We start from the raw sequence: 16296 nt of genomic DNA, 5'->3' as shown, positions 1-16296 counted from the left end.
TCCCCAAGGGCACCGGCGGGTCGCAGGTAGAATGAGCAGACCCGCTCTCCATCGACTCACAAGGAGCCCATCCTCATGGAATGGCTGATCCCAGTCCTCATCGTCGTCGCCCTGGTCGTCATCGTCGGCATCTACTTCTGGGTGACGTACAACTCGCTCGTGACGCTGAACGTGCGGGTCGAGGAAGCATGGAGCGACATCACCGTCCAGCTGAAGCGACGCGCCGACCTCATCCCGAACCTCATCGAGGCGGTCAAGGGGTATGCGGCGCACGAGAAGGCCGTGTTCGAGAACGTGACGAAGGCTCGTGCCGAGACGCTCACCGCGCAGGGGCCGGCGGCCGTGAGTGAGGCCGAGACCCACATGCAGCAGGCGCTGAAGAGCATCTTCGCCGTCGCGGAGGCCTACCCGCAGCTCCAGGCGAGCCAGAACTTCCTCCAGCTCCAGTCCGAGATCGTCGACACCGAGGACAAGATCCAGGCCTCGCGCCGGTTCTACAACGGCGGTGTCCGGGAGCTGAACACCAAGGTCAAGGTGTTCCCGAACAACCTGTTCGCCAAGGGCCTCGGGTTCTCGGAGCACGACTTCTTCGAGGTCACCGACAACGCGGCGATCGCCGAACCGCCGCGCGTCCAGTTCTGACGTGCGGTAGCGCAGTCCCATGTACCGCGCCATCGCCAGGAACAAGCTCAACACGGTCCTGATCTTCGTCGTCTTCCTGGTCATCATCGGCGGCCTCGGTTGGCTCGCGGGGTATCTCTACCAGAACCTGACGATCACGATCGTGGTGCTCGTCGTGGCCGTCGTGTACGCGGTGATCCAGTACTTCTTCGCCGGGCGGCAGGCCATCGCGATGACCGGTGCGCAGCGCATCGAGCTGGCCGACAACCCGAGGCTATACCGCATCGTCGAGAACCTCGCGATCACCACCGGGACGCCGATGCCCGAGGTGTACCTCATCGCCGACCCGGCGCCCAACGCCTTCGCGACGGGTCGCGACCCCCAGCACGCGATGGTGGCCGCGACGACCGGCCTCCTCGAGATCCTCAACGACGCCGAGCTGGAGGGGGTCATGGCCCACGAACTCGGTCACGTCCGCAACTACGACATCCGCGTGTCCATGGTCGTCTTCGGGCTCGTCGTCGCGATCGGGTTCCTCTCCGACATGCTCCTCCGGATGACGATCTGGGGTGGCGGCAACCGGAACAACAACAACGGCGGCAACCCCGTCATGCTCATCATCGGCATCGTGGCGATGCTCGTGGCACCGCTGCTCGCGACGCTCGTCCAGCTGTCCATCTCACGTCAGCGCGAGTACCTCGCCGACGCGACGGGCGCCCTCACGACCCGTCACCCGGAAGCGCTCGCGAGCGCACTGGGGAAGCTTGCCGCCTACGGTCGACCGATGGCGAAGCAGAACTCGTCCATGGCGCACCTCTGGATCTCCGACCCGTTGAAGCCCGGCGCGGTGGCCCGCTTGTTCAGCACCCACCCGCCGCTCGTCGAACGGATCAAGCGCCTGAGCACCATCGGCGGCGGCTTCTAGGCGAGGGCCTCCGGCCTCGGACACACGAATGGGGCGGCACCCGGAGGTGCCGCCCCATTCGGCGTTCAGGCGAGAACCGTTACTCGGTCTGCTCGTCGGAGTCGAACGTCACCGTGACCTTGTCGTCGGCGTCGATCGTGATCTTGCCGGGGAAGTTCAGGTACGTGTCCCACACCTGCTGACCCGCCACGGCGCTGCCGTACCAGGAGGCGTCGAACGAGCCGTCGATCCGGCCGTCCGAGGTGTAGAAGTACGAACCGCTCTCATCGACCTCGACGGTCGGGGGAGAGGTGAGCGTCCAGGTCACCGGGCCGACACTCGTGAACTGCTTCTGCTGCCAGTCAGGCATGACGCCACAGGTGGTGTCGAGCGTGGTGGCGTCGAGGCATTTCTCGATCATCGCGACGACCTGCTTCGTGACCTCGGTCGTGAGTGCCTCGGTGGCGGTCACGTCGATGTCGATGAAGGCCGAACCCTCGCCGGCGCTGTATGAGCTCAGCGTGATGGTCTGGGCATCGCCCTGCAGGAACTTGCTCTCCGGCGGTGCGACCGTGTAGATGGCCGGGTAGGCGAACAGGCTCTCGTCGGACGCGCCGTCGAAGTTGACGCCGTTGACGCTGAACGCCGTGCCACCGAGACCGGTGTAGACGTTGATGCTGCCGACGAGGGAGCTGGCGAGCTTCCACTGGTCGAAGAACAGGAACTGCTTGCCTTCGCTCTCGAGCGTGACCGAGTCCTCGTACTTCTTGCCACCGAGTTCGTACGTGACCTGCACGCGTGCCTCGCCGTTGCGGTTGTAGACGCGGCCGACCTCAGGGTTCTTGATGCGCTCGTCGGCACCCTTCAGGACCTCGTTGGTGAGCAGTGCGGTCGGCTTGACGGCGGCCGGAGCCTCGGCTTCGGCGTCCGCATCCGGATCGGCCGACGCGGACGGGTCCGGGGTGGCCTCGGGCTCTGCGGACTCGTCGTCGGTGCTGCCGACGATCGAGGGGTCCGGTGCGACGAGGCTCGTCGCGAGCTTCGCGTCGCCGGCGGCGATGGCCTTGAGGTATTCCTCGACCTTCGCCTGCGGGCCGAACGCCGTGGTGTTCAGCACGCTGATGGTGATGGCGGCGGCGGCGATGAGTACGAGTGCACCACCGGCGATCGACGACCACAGGATGATCCGCTTCTTCTGCTTCGGGTCCATCGGCTGCTTCGGAGCGCCGGTCGCGTACGGGTTCTGCGCCGTCGCGTACTGGCCGTTGGGCTGCTGGCCCTGCTGGCCCTGCTGGTACGGGTTCTGGGCGCCGGGCTGCTGACCGGTCTGCTGACCGTAGGGAGCCGGGGGCGCCTGGTTCGGCGTCTGCTGCTGCCCGGACTGGTACGGGTTCTGCTGACCCTGCTGGTACGGGTTCGGCGTCTGCTGCTGGCCCTGCTGGTACGGGTTCGGCGTCTGCTGCTGTCCGGACTGGTATGGGTTGGGCTGCTGCTGACCCTGCTGGTACGAGGGCTGCTGGTCGCCCTGGGACGGCTGGTTGTGCTGCTCGCCCGGGTTCGGTCGGCCTGGTTGCTGTGGTGTGGTGTCGTCGTTGCTCATGGGCGGGTTCCCCTCGTTTCGGACCATGAAGGTGCTCATCAACTTAGCAGTCGGTGTGCATCCCCTGAGAGTGATTGCGCCTCCTGAGCATGGGGAGTAGTACCCATCTCCGGCGCGCGCGAGCCGGGGACGAGCCGGGTGCCGACCGCATGCGCGAGGGGCGCCGCCAGCGTCCCGCGGTCGACGACGACCACCGCGTCGAGTCCCTGCCAGCGGGCCGTCTGTTCGAGGAGCTCCGCGAGGCGTCCTGCGATCGCGTCGTCGGCGACGGGACGAAGCCCTCTGGCGACGGCATCCTGGTGTCCACGCTCGAACCAGGCGGACTGGACCCGCAGGACCCCGGCCTGGCGGTCGCTCTTCAGATCGACGCGCGCGACGATCTCGCCGTCGATGAGAACCGGTAGCACGTAGTAGCCGTAGACGCGCTTGGGCTCCGGCGTGTAGATCTCGATCCGGTAGTGGAGTCCGAACATGCGGAGGGCGCGTTCGCGGAACCAGACGACGGGGTCGAACGGGCTGAGCAGCGCGGCCCCCTCGATCCGCCGCGGCCGTCGGGCGTCGCGGTGCAGCCACGCTTCCTGCGGCCCACCGCGTCGGTCCCAGCCGGCCACGGTCACGGGTTCGAGGACATTGGCGTCCACGAGCTCGTCGACAGCTCGGCGGACCGCGGTCTGCGGCTTGATCCGGAAGTAGTCCGCGAGGTCCGCGAGGGTCGCGACGCCCTGCGCTGCCGCTGCCTGCTCGACGAGCGCACGGATCGCGTCGGGCCGGGCGATGTCGAGGAGGTGCTGCGGCAGCACGTGCTCGGCCAGCGCGTACCGGCGCTCGAACCGGTCGCGACCGGCCGTGACCACCTCGCCGTAGAGGAACAGGACCTCCAACGCCCGTTTCACATCGGACCATCCCCACCAGGGTCCGCGTCGGACGTTCGCGTCGTGTTCGATCTCGCTCGCCTTCAGCGGCCCCTCGACGCGCAGGAGCGCTCGGACCCAGTCCAACATCTCCGTGTTCTGGCTCGCCCAGGTGGTCTCGTCGCCGACATGCTTCGCGCGGTGCGCGTCCATCCGCCACCGGAACAACGGCCACGAGTCGCGGGGGATGAAGGCCGCCTCATGCGCCCAGTACTCGAGGTAGGGCGCGTCGGCTCCGAGGGTCAGCCGATCCAGCAGCGTCTTGTCGTATCCGCCGAGCCTCGCGAACAGCGGCAGGTAGTGACTGCGCTCGAACACGTTGACGGAGTCGATCTGCAGGAGACCCAGGCGATCGATCGTCGAGCGCAGGGTGCGGGTACCCGCCGGGGTCGTGCGCTGCGGGGCGCCGAACCCTTGCGCACCGAGCGCGATCCGTCGGGCGAGGGCGGGGGAGAGGGAAGCGGACACGGCCCGACGCTAGCACCGGCGTCGGACACCCGCCGTGTACCGGCGGAAGCACCGCCGCCCGACCGGCGTCCGCATGCGCTCACCGGCATGTGCCAGCCATACACTTGAGCAATGGCGGACGACACTCCGAAGACCTGGTGGGGACGCTTCCTTCCCGAAGCGGCCTCGCCCGTGCGCGAACCGGACCTGAGCGGATCGAGCAGCGTCCCGCGCGGCATGCGCGTGGCCGCAGCGTGGTCCTGGCGGATCCTGCTGGTGGCCGCGGTCGTCGCGCTGCTCGTCTTCCTCGTCGTGCAGCTCCGCCTCATCGTGATCCCGCTGCTCATCGCCGTCCTCGTCTCCGCGCTCCTGAAGCCCGTGGTCGACATCCTGGTGCGTCACCGCTGGCCGAAGGGTCTCGCCATCGCGCTCGCGATGGTCGGCACGCTCTCCGTGGTGAGCGGGCTGATCTTCCTCGCGATCTCGCAGATCACCTCGCAGTTCGCCTCCGTGCAGGCCCGCACCATGACCGCCTACGGCGACTTCAAGGCCTTCCTGCTCGCCAGTCCGCTGCACGTGACCGAGACACAGCTCAACGATTTCATCGCCCAGGCGTTCGACTCGCTCCAGCAGGACAGCCAGGTCCTGCTCTCGGGCGCCCTGTCGATCGGTTCGACGCTCGGCCATGTCGCGACGGGCGTCTTCCTGACGCTCTTCTGTCTGCTGTTCATGCTCATCGACGGTCGGACGATCTGGCGTTGGACGGTGCGCGTCTTCCCGCAGCGGGCACGCCCCGCGGTCGACAGCGCCGGTCGCGCAGGTTGGCGGACGCTCGGCAACTACGTCCGCACGCAGATCCTCGTGGCCTCGATCGACGCGGTCGGTATCGGACTCGGCGCGTTCTTCCTCGGCGTCCCGCTCGCGATCCCGGTGGCCGTGCTCGTCTTCCTCGGCTCGTTCGTGCCGATCGTCGGCGCCGTGGTGACCGGCGCCGTGGCCGTCTTCCTCGCGCTCGTCTACAACGGTCCCGTCATCGCGCTGCTCATGCTCGGCGTCGTGCTCCTCGTCCAACAGCTCGAGGGCCACGTCCTGCAGCCGCTCATCATGGGTACGGCCGTCAAGGTCCATCCGCTCGCCGTCGTCCTCGCCGTCGCGGGCGGCACGCTCGTCGCCGGCATCCCCGGCGCCCTGTTCGCGGTGCCCGTGGTGGCCGTGATCAACGTGATGGTCCACACCATCGCCAGCGGCACCTGGCGGACCGGCGGCAGTGCTCCGCCGGAGCCGGACGCCGACGGCGCCATCTGGCAGACCGTCCCGAGCCCCAGGCGAATCCGTCCGGGCTCCCGCTCGTCCCACGAGCCGCAGGATCGCCCAGGCGATCAGGAGCCCCAGCACCCCAGCGAAGACCTCCGAGAGACCTCGTCCCCAGAAAGTCCAGGACCCCGCACACCATGACCGATTCAACGACCACCACACCCGTGTTCCCCGGCCCGTCGCTCGCCGCGTTCGAGCGAGCCAGGGACACCCTCGTCGGCACCGTCCAGCGCACGCCGATGGAGAGTTCGCGCTACCTCGCCGACGTCCTCGGCGTGCCCGTGCACCTCAAGTGCGAGAACCTCCAGCGCACCGGCTCCTACAAGATCCGCGGCGCGTACAACCGCATGTCCAGCCTGACCCCTGAGGAGCGCGCGCGCGGGGTCGTCGCCGCCTCAGCGGGCAACCACGCGCAGGGCGTCGCCTTCGCCGCCCGTGAGCTCGGCATCACCGCGACCATCTTCATGCCGGTCGGCGTCCCGCTCCCGAAGCTCGCCGCCACGCGCGACTACGGTGCGCACGTCATCCTGCGCGGCCACACGGTGGCGGAACCGCTGATCGCCGCCGCCGAGTTCGCCGCGGAGACCGGTGCCATCCTCATCCCGCCGTTCGACCACCCGGACGTCATCACCGGGCAGGGCACGCTCGGGCTCGAGATCCTCGAGGAGGTCCCCGACGTCGAGACGGTCATCGTGCCGATCGGCGGCGGCGGGCTCATCTCGGGTGTCGCGGGTGTCATGAAGCAGCGCGCGGCCCTCGAAGGACGCACCATCCGCGTGATCGGCGTGCAGGCCGCGAACGCGGCCGCGTACCCGGCGTCGCTGGAAGCCGGAACCCCGACGACCATCACCGTGCAGCCGACCATCGCCGACGGCATCGCCGTGGCCCGTCCCGGTGAGCTCAACTTCGAGATGATCAGCGCCCTCGTCGACGAGGTCGTCACCGTCAGCGAAGACGACCTCGCCCGGGCGATCGTCGTCCTCCTCGAGCGCGCCAAGCTCGTCGTCGAACCTGCCGGAGCCGCCGGTGTCGCGGCGATCCTGGCCGGGAAGATCGAACCGACCGGCACGACGGTCACCATCCTCTCCGGCGGCAACATCGACCCGCTCCTGCTCCAGCGGGTCGTCAGCCACGGCCTCGCGGCGTCGGACCGCTACCTGACGCTGCGCATCCCGCTGCCCGACCGACCGGGGCAGCTCGCGCGGACGGCGGAGCTCGTCGCGCAGGCCAACGCGAACGTCATCGAGGTGCTGCACACCCGACACGGCCACGGCTTGCAGATCAGCGACGTCGAACTCGAGCTCAGCATCGAGACGCGCGGGCCCGACCACCGCGACCTCGTCGTGCAGACGCTCCGCGAGGCGGGGTACGACCCGCAGATCGTCGACGACTGATCCGACCGACGGAACGCAGCAGGGCCCCGCCGTATCGGCGGGGCCCTGCTGCGTCTGGTCGGTCGCGAAGGACGCGACCTACCGGATCAGGAACCGGTGTAGGTCTCCACCGCGCTGATCGACACGGTGATCTCCTTGCCGTTCGGCGCCTCATAGGTGGTCTTCTCGCCGATCTTCAGACCGAGGATGGCGGCGCCGAGCGGGCTGCCCTCGCTGTAGACGTCGAGGTCGGTGTTGCCGGCGATCTCGCGGCTGCCGAGGAGGAACCGCTCCTCGCCGCCCGCGACGACGGCCGTGATGACGGTGCCGGACTCCACGACACCACTGGACTGCGGTGCCTCGCTCACCTTGGCGTCGCGCAGCATCTGCGTGAGCGTCCGGATGCGGGCCTCCTGCTTGCCCTGCTCGTCCTTCGCGGCGTGGTAGCCGCCGTTCTCCTTGAGGTCGCCCTCTTCGCGAGCCGCTTCGATGCGCTTGGCGATCTCCTCGCGGCCCGTCGTGCTGAGGTGCTCGAGTTCCGCCTGCAGCCGGTCGAAGGCCTGCTGGGTGAGGAACGTCTCCTGGATCTGCTCGGACACGATGGAACTCCTTTGCATGGTGGGTCCGCACACGACGGCCGAAACGCCCGTCATATGCCAGACGCCCCGGCGGAATGCCGGGGCGTATGAAGTACTGCCTTCGAGTATCGCACGATCGGCGCGCGAGTGCGGTGCACGCGCCGACGCCGTCGCGGGTCAGGAGCGGCGCTCGACCACCCAACAGGTGTCGACGACGCCGGTGTTGCTGAGCTCCGTGGTGCGGACGCTCTCCGTGAAGGTGCGGGTGCGCTGCTCGGACGGCGGCAGCTCGACGACCTTCCATCCGACGACCGCGAACTGCTCGTTGAGCGCCTGGACCGAGCAGGCCATGGGGGTGTCCTGCGGACCGGTGACCTCGAAGGACACGCTGACCATCGTGTCGTCGACGATCTCGTGCGCCGTGTTGCGCGACTCGATGCTCGGCCGACTGCCGTCGAGACCGGCCCACACGACCCACGCGATGAAGACGACGGCGAACGCGGCGGCGGCCAGCCAGATCAGGCGGCGGTCGCGGGCACGGTTGCCAGGGGTGCGTCCGTATCGCGCCGCGATGGCGTCCTGAGGGCCGGCATCCTGCAGGGGAGAGGTCACGTCACGGGCTCCGGTTCGAACGGTTAAGCTGGACCAGGAGTGCGAGACGCCTCGAGGTCGACACCTCAAGCGTATTGCCTCTTCCTGGATGCGGAGTCCCGACCGCGTCGTCACGTCACGAGTCGCGAAGCGGTCCCCTCGCGCAGACCAGCCGGAAGGCGGAGCACCATGACCATGAGACTGCTCGCCGTGCACGCGCACCCTGACGACGAGTCGAGCAAGGGTGCGGCGACCCTCGCGCACTACCGGAGCCTCGGCGCCGAGGTCATGGTCGTCAGCTGCACCGGTGGTGAACGCGGCGACCTCCAGAACCCCGGACTCGCCGATGTCGCGATGATCGAGCGCGACCTCCCCGGCTACCGTCGCCTCGAGATGGCCGCGGCGCAGGAGATCCTCGACATCGAGCACCGGTGGCTCGGCTATCAGGACAGCGGGATGGCACGCGACGACGGCACGGTCCCACCCGCGAGCTTCGCCGACATCCCCCTCGAGGTCTCGACCGGTGTGCTCGTGCGCATCGTCCGCTCCTTCCGGCCGCAGGTCATCATCACCTACGACGAGAACGGGGGCTACCCGCACCCCGACCACATCCGCTGCCACGAGGTGAGCGTCGCCGCGTTCGAAGCGGCGGCCGATCCCACGCGCTATCCCGAAGCGGGCGAGCCCTGGCGGGTCGACAAGCTGTACTACGACCGCTCGTTCAGCCCCGCCCGGCTCGAGGCCGTGTACGCCTACCTGTTGGAGCACCACCCCGACGACCCGGCGGTCGAGCGATTGGCCGAGATGCGCGAGTGGATGGCCGGCCGGCCCGATCTCGCGACGACGCACGTGCGCGTCGGCGACTTCTTCGAGGCGCGCGACGCCGCGCTCCGGGCGCACGGCAGCCAGGTGCCGCCAGACTCACCGTTCTTCTTCTGGCCCAACGACGTCCTCCGTGCCGCATGGCCGTTCGAGGACTACCAACTGGTCACGTCGCACGTCGCGTCGACCACCCCAGAGTCGGAGCTGTTCGACGGCATCGACACCAGCGAAGGAACCGCATGATGCACCACCTGTTCACCGAGGTCCTGTTGGCGGTCACGCCGTCGCCGTCGCCCTCGCCGGCGTTCGACGAGAACCAGGTGACGCCGGGACCGTGGGGCTTCGTGATCACCTTCGCCATCGCCGGCGTCGTCGTCTTCCTCGTCATCGACATGGTGCGTCGCGTGCGCCGGGTCAACTACCGCGCGGAGATCGACGAGCGGCTCCAGGCCGAGGTCGCCGAGCGGGCAGCCGCGGACCGCGCGGGGAGCGACACCGGTGAGGCGGCCCCCGCAGGCGTCGAGGACGACCCTCGCCCGCCGTCGGACCAGTCGGCCCGCTGACACCACCACCGCGACGACTCGCCGCGCGCCGGGTCGCCGCTCGTCAGCGGTAGTAGACCGGGTCGATCGCGATCAGCAGGATCCCGGTCCAGTGACAGAGGAACGCGAGCACCGTGCACAGGTGGAAGAGCTCGTGGAACCCGAACCGCCCCGGCCAGGGGTTCGGTCGCTTCATCGCGTACATGATCGCGCCGACCGTGTAGAACAGGCCACCGGCGGCGACGAGCACCATCGTGGCGAAGTTGCCGCGGGCGATGTCGCCGAGGTACGCGACCGCACCCCACCCGAGTGCCAGGTAGAGCGGGACGTAGAGCCACCGCGGGGCGTTGATCCAGAACACGCGGAAACCGATGCCGAGGAGCGCGCCGCCCCAGACGAGCACGAGCAGGAGGTTGCCCTGCGCCGGTGGCAGCGCGAGCACGGCGAGCGGCGTGTAGGTGCCGGCGATCAACAGGAAGATGTTGGCGTGGTCGATCCGCTTGAGGAGGAGCTTGACCGAGGGGCGCCAGGAGAACCGGTGGTACAACGCCGAGTTCCCGAAGAGCAGCATCGAGGTGAGCGCGAAGACCGTCGAACTCCACTTCGCGGCCGCACCCTGTGCGAGCACGACGAGGACGATCCCGGCGACGATCGAGATGGGGAAGATCCCGGCGTGCAGCCATCCGCGCCAGGTCGGTTTGACCTCCTCCGGTGCGGCGGCATCGTCGGCGGCAACCTCGAGCAACGGCAGCTTCGGCAGCTCGGGGTCTCCACTCGTCATGGGTCCAGGATACGGGGTGGCACGGAACGCGTACTGGGAGCGATGCAGGAAACTGCACTAGCGTTGCAGGGTGATGACGAGGCATTCCGCACCGGTGGACGGCTTCCTGTACGGCGTCTACGCACGGCGCCTCCGGAAGGCGCTCACTCCGCAGACGCTGCCGCACCATGTCGCGATGATCATCGACGGCAACCGGCGGTGGGCCAAGCAGCTCGGGTACGACACCGCGGCGCACGGCCACCGGGCCGGTGCGGCGAAGATGCGCGAGTTCCTGACCTGGTGCGACGACCTCGGCATCGGCGTAGTCACCCTGTACCTGCTGTCGAGCGACAACCTGGTGAACCGCGCACCGGACGAGCTGGACGACCTCGTCGACATCATCGCCGACCTCGCCGAGGGGCTGTCGCACTACCGTGACTGGCGCGTGAAGCACGTCGGTTCGAGCGACGGTCTCCCGGAGTCGCTGCGCACGGCGTTGACGAGCGCGGAGGAGCGCACGGCCGACCGTTCCGGCATGCACATCAACCTCGCGGTCGGCTACGGCGGTCGCACCGAGATCGTGGACGCGATGCGCGCGATCGTCGCCAAGCACCACCTCGAGGGTCGGAGCCTGGAAGACCTCGCAGCGCTGCTCACCCCCGATCTCATCGGCGAGCACCTCTACACGGGAGGCCAGCCCGATCCCGACCTCGTCATCCGCACCAGCGGCGAACAGCGGATGAGCGACTTCATGCTCTGGCAGAGCGCCCACAGCGAGTTCTACTTCGTCGAAGCGCTCGGACCCGACCTCCGCGAGGTCGACTTCCTCCGCGCCCTCCGCGACTTCTCCAGGCGGCAGCGGCGGTTCGGCGGATGAGCCGGTCCACGCCCGCCTCGGAGCCGGACGAGCCGGAGACGGCGTCCCGGTTGGAGGCCTTCCAAGCGGGATTCGGTGAGGTCGACGGCTATCTCAACTATGGCAGTGTCGGTCCGTTGGCGGCGTCCGTCGTCCTCGAGGGCAGCCGCTGGAACGACGTGCTCGCGAGTGCGACCCCCGGCACGCTCGGCGCGGTCGACGTGCAGGACGAACGGATGCGGACCGCCGTCGGGACACTCACCGGGTTCCGAGCCGACCAGGTCGTCGCCCAGCCCAACACCTCGCAGGGCTTGATGCACGCGATGTTCGGCCTGAGCGGCACCGTCCTGCTCTCCCGTCTGGAATACCCCACGCTGCCGCTCGCCGCGGAGCGGGCCGCCGAGCACCGGCACCTGCTCACGCCGAGATGGCTCGAGACGCGACGCGGGCACGTGACGGCCGAGAGCGTGCGCGAGCAGCTCGACGACGCCGTCACCGCCGTTGCCGTGAGCCTCGTCGACTACCGCACCGGCTACGTCTGCGACCTCGAAGCCGTCCGCGAGGTGATCGGCGACCGCCTCCTGATCGTCGACGCCATCCAGGGCTTCGGTGTGGTCGACGCCCCCTACGCCGTCGCCGACGTGGTCGCCTCGGGCGGGCAGAAGTGGATGCGGGCGGGCTGGGGCACCGGATTCCTCGCCCTGAGCGACCGCGCCGTCGAGCGACTCGAGCCGGTCTTCTCCGGCGTGACCGGCACCGACGAGCCCTGGCCGTTCAGCGCGACCCCGGCACCGAGCCGATCGGCGCGCGCGTACTCGATCACCAGGCCCGACCCGCTCGCGGCGGCGCGGTTCGCCGCGTCGCTGGAGGACACGGTCGCCGTCGGGACCGCGACGGTCCACGCCGCGATCGCCGAGCTCACGGCCGAGGTGATCGAGCTCGCGGACGAGTTCGGCGTCGCGGTGGTCTCCTCGCGAGACGAGCACGAACGCGCGGGCATCGTCGTCCTGGAGCCAGAGGAGTCCGTCCTCGACACGCTGTGGACCTCGCTCGAGAACCACGGCGTCACCGCGACGATCCGCGCCGGGGCCGTGCGGCTCAGCGTGCACGCCGGTACCAGCCGGCAGACGCTGGACCAGCTGCGCGGTGCGCTGCTGTCGTTCGCGACCGCCGCGAGCTACTGAGCCGCCGTCCGACCACCGGCGGGCCAGAAGACGGCCCCCATCTGTTCACCTCCCCGTAACAGGACACGGGGCGTGTCGTCGCGTCGATGTCGGCGGCCGGACGTACGTTCATCTCATCGGGCATGGAGCCCGGTCGAGACGGCCACACAAGTTCGGCTCGAAACCCTGCAGGCGGCCGTTTCGCACAGTGATCCGAGCATCAGATGCTCGGGGTGGGAGTGGTTGTGGCCTCGCGAGAAATCCAGAACACGTCAGCCGGGACCGAGACGCGGGACGCGTCGACGAGACGGAGCCGGCGACCCGCCGACCACACGGCGAGCGGGGGAGATCAGGCGCAGGCCGAGATCACCTACGTGCTCGACACCTCCGTGCTGCTGTCGGACCCCAAGGCGCTCTTCCGGTTCGCCGAGCACGCCGTCGTCATCCCGGTCGTCGTCATCAGCGAGCTCGAGGGCAAGCGCAACGACCCCGAGATCGGCTACTTCGCACGTCAGGCACTCCGCATCCTCGACGAGCTCCGCATCGAGCACGAACGCCTCGACTTCCCGATCCCCGTCGGTGACGGCGGATCCCTGCGGGTCGAACTCAACCACTCGAGCATGGCCTCGCTGCCGTCCGGTCTCCAGCTCGGCGACAACGACTCGCGCATCCTCGCGGTCGCGCTGAACCTGGCGAACGACGGCCTGACGGTCACGGTCGTGTCCAAGGACCTGCCGCTGCGCGTCAAGGCGGCCTCCATCGGTCTGCAGGCGGAGGAGTACCGGGCGGAACTCGCGGTCGACTCCGGCTGGACGGGCATGTCCGAGATCACCCTCGGCTCCGAGGACATGAGCACGCTGTGGGAGCGCGAGGAGGGGACGACGCCGATCATCGAGGACCTGCCGATCAACACGGGCCTCGTGATCCACTCGGACCGGGGATCCGCACTCGGGCGGGTCACGGGCAAGCGCAGCTACAAGCTCGTCCGCGGCGACCGAGACGTCTTCGGTCTGCACGGACGCTCGGCCGAGCAGCGGCTCGCGATCGACCTCCTGCTCGACCCCGAGATCGGGATCCTCTCGCTGGGAGGTCGAGCAGGGACGGGGAAGTCCGCGCTCGCCCTCTGCGCGGGTCTGGAGGCCGTCCTCGAGCGACAGGCGCACAAGAAGATCATGGTGTTCCGGCCGCTGTACGCGGTCGGCGGCCAGGAGCTCGGGTACCTGCCCGGCGACCAGGGCGAGAAGATGAACCCCTGGGGACAGGCGATCTTCGACACGCTCGGCGCGGTCGTCTCGCAGAACGTTCTCGACGAGGTGGTCGAACGGGGGATCCTCGAGGTGCTCCCGCTGACGCACATCCGCGGCCGGTCGCTCCACGACGCCTTCGTGATCGTCGACGAGGCCCAGTCGCTCGAGCGCAACGTCCTCCTCACGGTCCTCAGCAGGATCGGGCAGAACTCGCGGGTCGTCCTCACGCACGACGTCGCCCAGCGCGACAACCTGCGCGTCGGCCGACACGACGGCGTCGCCTCGGTGATCGAGACGCTCAAGGGGCACCCGCTGTTCGCGCACGTCACGCTGACGCGCTCGGAGCGCTCGGCCATCGCGGCTCTCGTGACCGAGATGCTCGAAGGGAACGAGCTGGCCTAGCGGCCGTCGGCGGGGCTGGCTCGCAAGGCCCGCCCCGCCGACCCTGGCCGCCTGTGGAGAACGCTGCAGGCCGGCACGAGGATCCTCCTATCCTGACGGGATGCCCTCGCGACCGACCTCCTCCGGCAGGCGGCTGCGCCCGCGTGTCGCCACCGCGGTGATGGCCGGCTCGACGCTGCTGCTCGTGGCCGTCACCGTGGCCCGGCTCGGCCCCGACCCGCGTCCGGTCGTCATCGTGCTCGTGTGGCTCGCCTGCATCACGCCGCCGCTCGTGTGGATCGACGTCGCGGAGCGGAGGCTCCCCAACCGTCTCGTGCTGCCGGCGCTCGCCATCGCGGTGCCGCTCACGGCGGTCGATGCCGCAGTGCGTCAGGTGGCCCCGCTCGAACCGCTCCTGATGGGGTTCGCGGTCGGCACCGTCCTGTACGTGTGCGCCCTCCTCGGCGGGCTGGGCATGGGGGACGTGAAGCTCGGCGCGCTGCTCGGCCTCGCGGTCGGCTGCTTCGGGACGTCCGCGGTGCTGCTCTTCGCGGTGGTGTCGGTCTCCTCGGCCGGCCTCGCGGGTGCGGTCGTCGTGTTCCTCGCACGCTCACGTGGCGGCTCCGCCGGTTGGCGCACGCGCATCCCGTTCGGCCCGTTCCTGCTCCTCGGCTGCTGGAGCGCGATCGCCGTCTCGGCGTGACCACACGGACGGAGACGGCCCCGGAACCGCGAGGGTTCCGGGGCCGTCCGGTCGTTCGTCGAGCGGGTCGACTCAGCCGGGGTGCGTCATCGAGAGGACGTCGAGCGCCGTGTCGAGCTGCTCCTCCGTGATCTCGCCGCGTTCGACGAACCCGAGGTCGACGACGGCCTCGCGGACGGTCAGACCCTTGGCGACGGAGTGCTTGGCGATCTTCGCCGCCGACTCATAGCCGATGATCTTGTTCAGCGGGGTGACGATCGAGGGCGAGGAGCCGGCGAGTGCCGCAGCGCGGTCGAGGTTGGCCTCGAGGCCGTCGACGGTCTTGTCGGCGAGGACCCGGGTCGCGTTCGACAGGAGACGGATGCTCTCGAGGAGCGCCGTGCCCATGACCGGGATCGCGACGTTGAGCTCGAAGGAGCCCGAAGCGCCGGCCCAGGCGATGGTCGCGTCGTTGCCGATGACCCGGGCGCCGACCATCAGGACGGCCTCCGGGATCACGGGGTTCACCTTGCCGGGCATGATCGAGGATCCCGGCTGGAGGTCGGGGATGTGCAGCTCGCCGAGACCGGTGTTCGGGCCGGAGCCCATCCAGCGGAGGTCGTTGCAGATCTTCGTGAGGCTCACCGCGATGACGCGGAGTGCGCCGGACGCGTCGACGAGTCCGTCGCGCGCTCCCTGCGCCTCGAAGTGGTCGGTCGCCTCCGTGATCGGCAGCTCGGTCTCCTGGGCCAGGAGTTCGATCACCAGCTGCGGGAAGCCCTTCGGGGTGTTGATGCCCGTGCCGGTCGCGGTTCCGCCGAGCGGGACCTCGGCGACGCGGGGGAGTGCCGTCCGCACCCGCTCGATGCCGAGCCGCATCTGGCGGGCGTAGCCGCCGAACTCCTGCCCGAGGGTGACGGGGGTGGCGTCCATGAGGTGCGTCCGGCCGGGCTTCACCGCGGTCTTCCACAGCTCGGCCTTGCGCTCGAGCGACACGGCCAGGTGGTCGAGGGCCGGGATGAGGTCGTCGATGAGGGCGCTCGTGACCGCGATGTGCACCGAGGTCGGGAAGACGTCGTTGGAGGACTGCGAGGCGTTGACGTGGTCGTTGGGGTGCACCGGGCTGCCGAGGCGCGCGCTCGCGAGCGTCGCCAGGACCTCGTTCATGTTCATGTTCGACGAGGTGCCGCTGCCGGTCTGGTAGGTGTCGACCGGGAACTGCGCGTCGTGCGCGCCGGTGATGACCTCGTCGGCCGCTGCGGCGATCGCGTCGGCGACACCCTGGTCGAGGACGCCGAGCTTGGCGTTGGCGAGTGCCGCGGACTTCTTGATCCGGGCCAGCGAGGCGATCTGCGCCGATTCGAGTCCGCTGCCCGAGATCGGGAAGTTCTCGACGGCCCGCTGCGTCTGGGCGCCGTAGAGCGCGTTCGCGGGGACCCGCACCTCACCCATGGTGTCGTGTTCGATGCGGTACTCGGTTGCTGAGGTGTCTACCACGCTGTTC

General features: G+C 69.2%; 16 protein-coding genes. 10 read left to right on the top strand and 6 right to left on the bottom strand.

The window, feature by feature from the left end:
• Nucleotides 1-75: 75 nt before the first annotated feature.
• Entirely contained in the window at nt 76-642 is a 567-nt protein-coding gene (locus IFU30_RS11680) for a LemA family protein (protein ID WP_064296457.1), read from the top strand.
• Nucleotides 643-661: 19 nt separating this feature from the next.
• Entirely contained in the window at nt 662-1546 is an 885-nt protein-coding gene (locus IFU30_RS11675; RefSeq protein WP_079002033.1) for a M48 family metalloprotease, read from the top strand.
• A gap of 79 nt (nt 1547-1625) precedes the next feature.
• Here the strand turns inward: IFU30_RS11675 and IFU30_RS11670 are convergent, their stop codons facing one another.
• Nucleotides 1626-3125 (bottom strand): proline-rich domain-containing protein, encoded by a 1500-nt coding sequence (locus IFU30_RS11670; RefSeq protein ID WP_192005260.1) that lies wholly within the window; start codon nt 3123-3125, stop codon nt 1626-1628.
• Nucleotides 3126-3163: 38 nt separating this feature from the next.
• Complete coding sequence (locus IFU30_RS11665) at nt 3164-4504, bottom strand: DNA glycosylase AlkZ-like family protein (protein WP_192005259.1); 1341 nt, start codon at nt 4502-4504, stop codon at nt 3164-3166.
• 111 nt (nt 4505-4615) lie between these two features.
• Between IFU30_RS11665 and IFU30_RS11660 the strand changes: the two genes are divergently transcribed.
• Nucleotides 4616-5938, top strand: a complete 1323-nt coding sequence (locus IFU30_RS11660) for an AI-2E family transporter (protein WP_192005258.1) — start codon at nt 4616-4618, stop codon at nt 5936-5938.
• Complete coding sequence (ilvA, locus tag IFU30_RS11655) at nt 5935-7191, top strand: threonine ammonia-lyase (RefSeq protein ID WP_079705493.1); 1257 nt, start codon at nt 5935-5937, stop codon at nt 7189-7191. The genes IFU30_RS11660 and ilvA overlap by 4 nt, the downstream gene beginning before the upstream one ends.
• 86 nt (nt 7192-7277) lie before the next feature.
• Here ilvA and greA read toward each other — a convergent pair whose 3' ends face one another.
• Nucleotides 7278-7769 carry a transcription elongation factor GreA gene (gene greA, locus IFU30_RS11650; RefSeq protein ID WP_229938696.1) on the bottom strand — a complete coding sequence of 164 codons (492 nt, stop codon included), beginning with the start codon at nt 7767-7769 and terminating at the stop codon, nt 7278-7280.
• A 156-nt stretch (nt 7770-7925) separates the two neighbouring features.
• Nucleotides 7926-8360 (bottom strand): DUF4307 domain-containing protein, encoded by a 435-nt coding sequence (locus IFU30_RS11645; protein WP_159878183.1) that lies wholly within the window; start codon nt 8358-8360, stop codon nt 7926-7928.
• Between the two features lie 168 nt (nt 8361-8528).
• On the opposite strand from IFU30_RS11645, the gene mca reads away from it, so the two are divergent.
• Both mca and IFU30_RS11635 read left to right on the top strand, forming a co-directional pair.
• Nucleotides 8529-9404, top strand: a complete 876-nt coding sequence (gene mca / locus IFU30_RS11640; protein WP_079706259.1) for a mycothiol conjugate amidase Mca — start codon at nt 8529-8531, stop codon at nt 9402-9404.
• Nucleotides 9401-9724 (top strand): hypothetical protein, encoded by a 324-nt coding sequence (locus IFU30_RS11635; RefSeq protein ID WP_079705496.1) that lies wholly within the window; start codon nt 9401-9403, stop codon nt 9722-9724. Before mca ends, IFU30_RS11635 begins: the two co-directional genes overlap by 4 nt.
• A gap of 43 nt (nt 9725-9767) precedes the next feature.
• On the opposite strand, the gene trhA is transcribed toward IFU30_RS11635, so the two are convergent.
• Nucleotides 9768-10484: a PAQR family membrane homeostasis protein TrhA gene (gene trhA / locus IFU30_RS11630; RefSeq protein ID WP_192005257.1), complete on the bottom strand. Its 717-nt coding sequence runs from the start codon at nt 10482-10484 to the stop codon at nt 9768-9770.
• A gap of 73 nt (nt 10485-10557) precedes the next feature.
• Between trhA and IFU30_RS11625 the strand changes: the two genes are divergently transcribed.
• From IFU30_RS11625 to IFU30_RS11610, 4 genes are all read left to right on the top strand, one after another.
• Nucleotides 10558-11340 (top strand): isoprenyl transferase, encoded by a 783-nt coding sequence (locus IFU30_RS11625; protein WP_085510483.1) that lies wholly within the window; start codon nt 10558-10560, stop codon nt 11338-11340.
• Complete coding sequence (locus IFU30_RS11620; protein ID WP_192005256.1) at nt 11337-12503, top strand: aminotransferase class V-fold PLP-dependent enzyme; 1167 nt, start codon at nt 11337-11339, stop codon at nt 12501-12503. Before IFU30_RS11625 ends, IFU30_RS11620 begins: the two co-directional genes overlap by 4 nt.
• Nucleotides 12504-12847: 344 nt before the next feature.
• Nucleotides 12848-14131: a PhoH family protein gene (locus tag IFU30_RS11615; protein WP_370282231.1), complete on the top strand. Its 1284-nt coding sequence runs from the start codon at nt 12848-12850 to the stop codon at nt 14129-14131.
• A 100-nt stretch (nt 14132-14231) separates the two neighbouring features.
• Nucleotides 14232-14813 (top strand): prepilin peptidase, encoded by a 582-nt coding sequence (locus IFU30_RS11610; protein WP_192005255.1) that lies wholly within the window; start codon nt 14232-14234, stop codon nt 14811-14813.
• Nucleotides 14814-14885: 72 nt separating this feature from the next.
• Here the strand turns inward: IFU30_RS11610 and IFU30_RS11605 are convergent, their stop codons facing one another.
• Nucleotides 14886-16289 (bottom strand): class II fumarate hydratase, encoded by a 1404-nt coding sequence (locus IFU30_RS11605; protein WP_079705502.1) that lies wholly within the window; start codon nt 16287-16289, stop codon nt 14886-14888.
• Between the last annotated feature and the right edge of the window lie 7 nt (nt 16290-16296).

The organism is Plantibacter sp. CFBP 8798 (genome assembly GCF_014841195.1).
GTDB classification, from domain to species: Bacteria; Actinomycetota; Actinomycetes; order Actinomycetales; family Microbacteriaceae; genus Plantibacter; species Plantibacter auratus.
The sequence above is the reverse complement of the archived record's forward strand: the minus strand, read 5'-3'. Positions and strand labels throughout refer to the sequence as shown.

Coding starts and splice junctions, on each gene's coding strand:
- IFU30_RS11680 (WP_064296457.1), top strand. CDS start 76: ATGGAATGGCTGATCCCAGTCCTCATCGTCGTCGCCCTGGTCGTCATC.
- IFU30_RS11675 (WP_079002033.1), top strand. CDS start 662: ATGTACCGCGCCATCGCCAGGAACAAGCTCAACACGGTCCTGATCTTC.
- IFU30_RS11670 (WP_192005260.1), bottom strand. CDS start 3,125: ATGAGCAACGACGACACCACACCACAGCAACCAGGCCGACCGAACCCG.
- IFU30_RS11660 (WP_192005258.1), top strand. CDS start 4,616: ATGGCGGACGACACTCCGAAGACCTGGTGGGGACGCTTCCTTCCCGAA.
- ilvA (WP_079705493.1), top strand. CDS start 5,935: ATGACCGATTCAACGACCACCACACCCGTGTTCCCCGGCCCGTCGCTC.
- mca (WP_079706259.1), top strand. CDS start 8,529: ATGACCATGAGACTGCTCGCCGTGCACGCGCACCCTGACGACGAGTCG.
- IFU30_RS11635 (WP_079705496.1), top strand. CDS start 9,401: ATGATGCACCACCTGTTCACCGAGGTCCTGTTGGCGGTCACGCCGTCG.
- trhA (WP_192005257.1), bottom strand. CDS start 10,484: ATGACGAGTGGAGACCCCGAGCTGCCGAAGCTGCCGTTGCTCGAGGTT.
- IFU30_RS11625 (WP_085510483.1), top strand. CDS start 10,558: ATGACGAGGCATTCCGCACCGGTGGACGGCTTCCTGTACGGCGTCTAC.
- IFU30_RS11620 (WP_192005256.1), top strand. CDS start 11,337: ATGAGCCGGTCCACGCCCGCCTCGGAGCCGGACGAGCCGGAGACGGCG.
- IFU30_RS11610 (WP_192005255.1), top strand. CDS start 14,232: ATGCCCTCGCGACCGACCTCCTCCGGCAGGCGGCTGCGCCCGCGTGTC.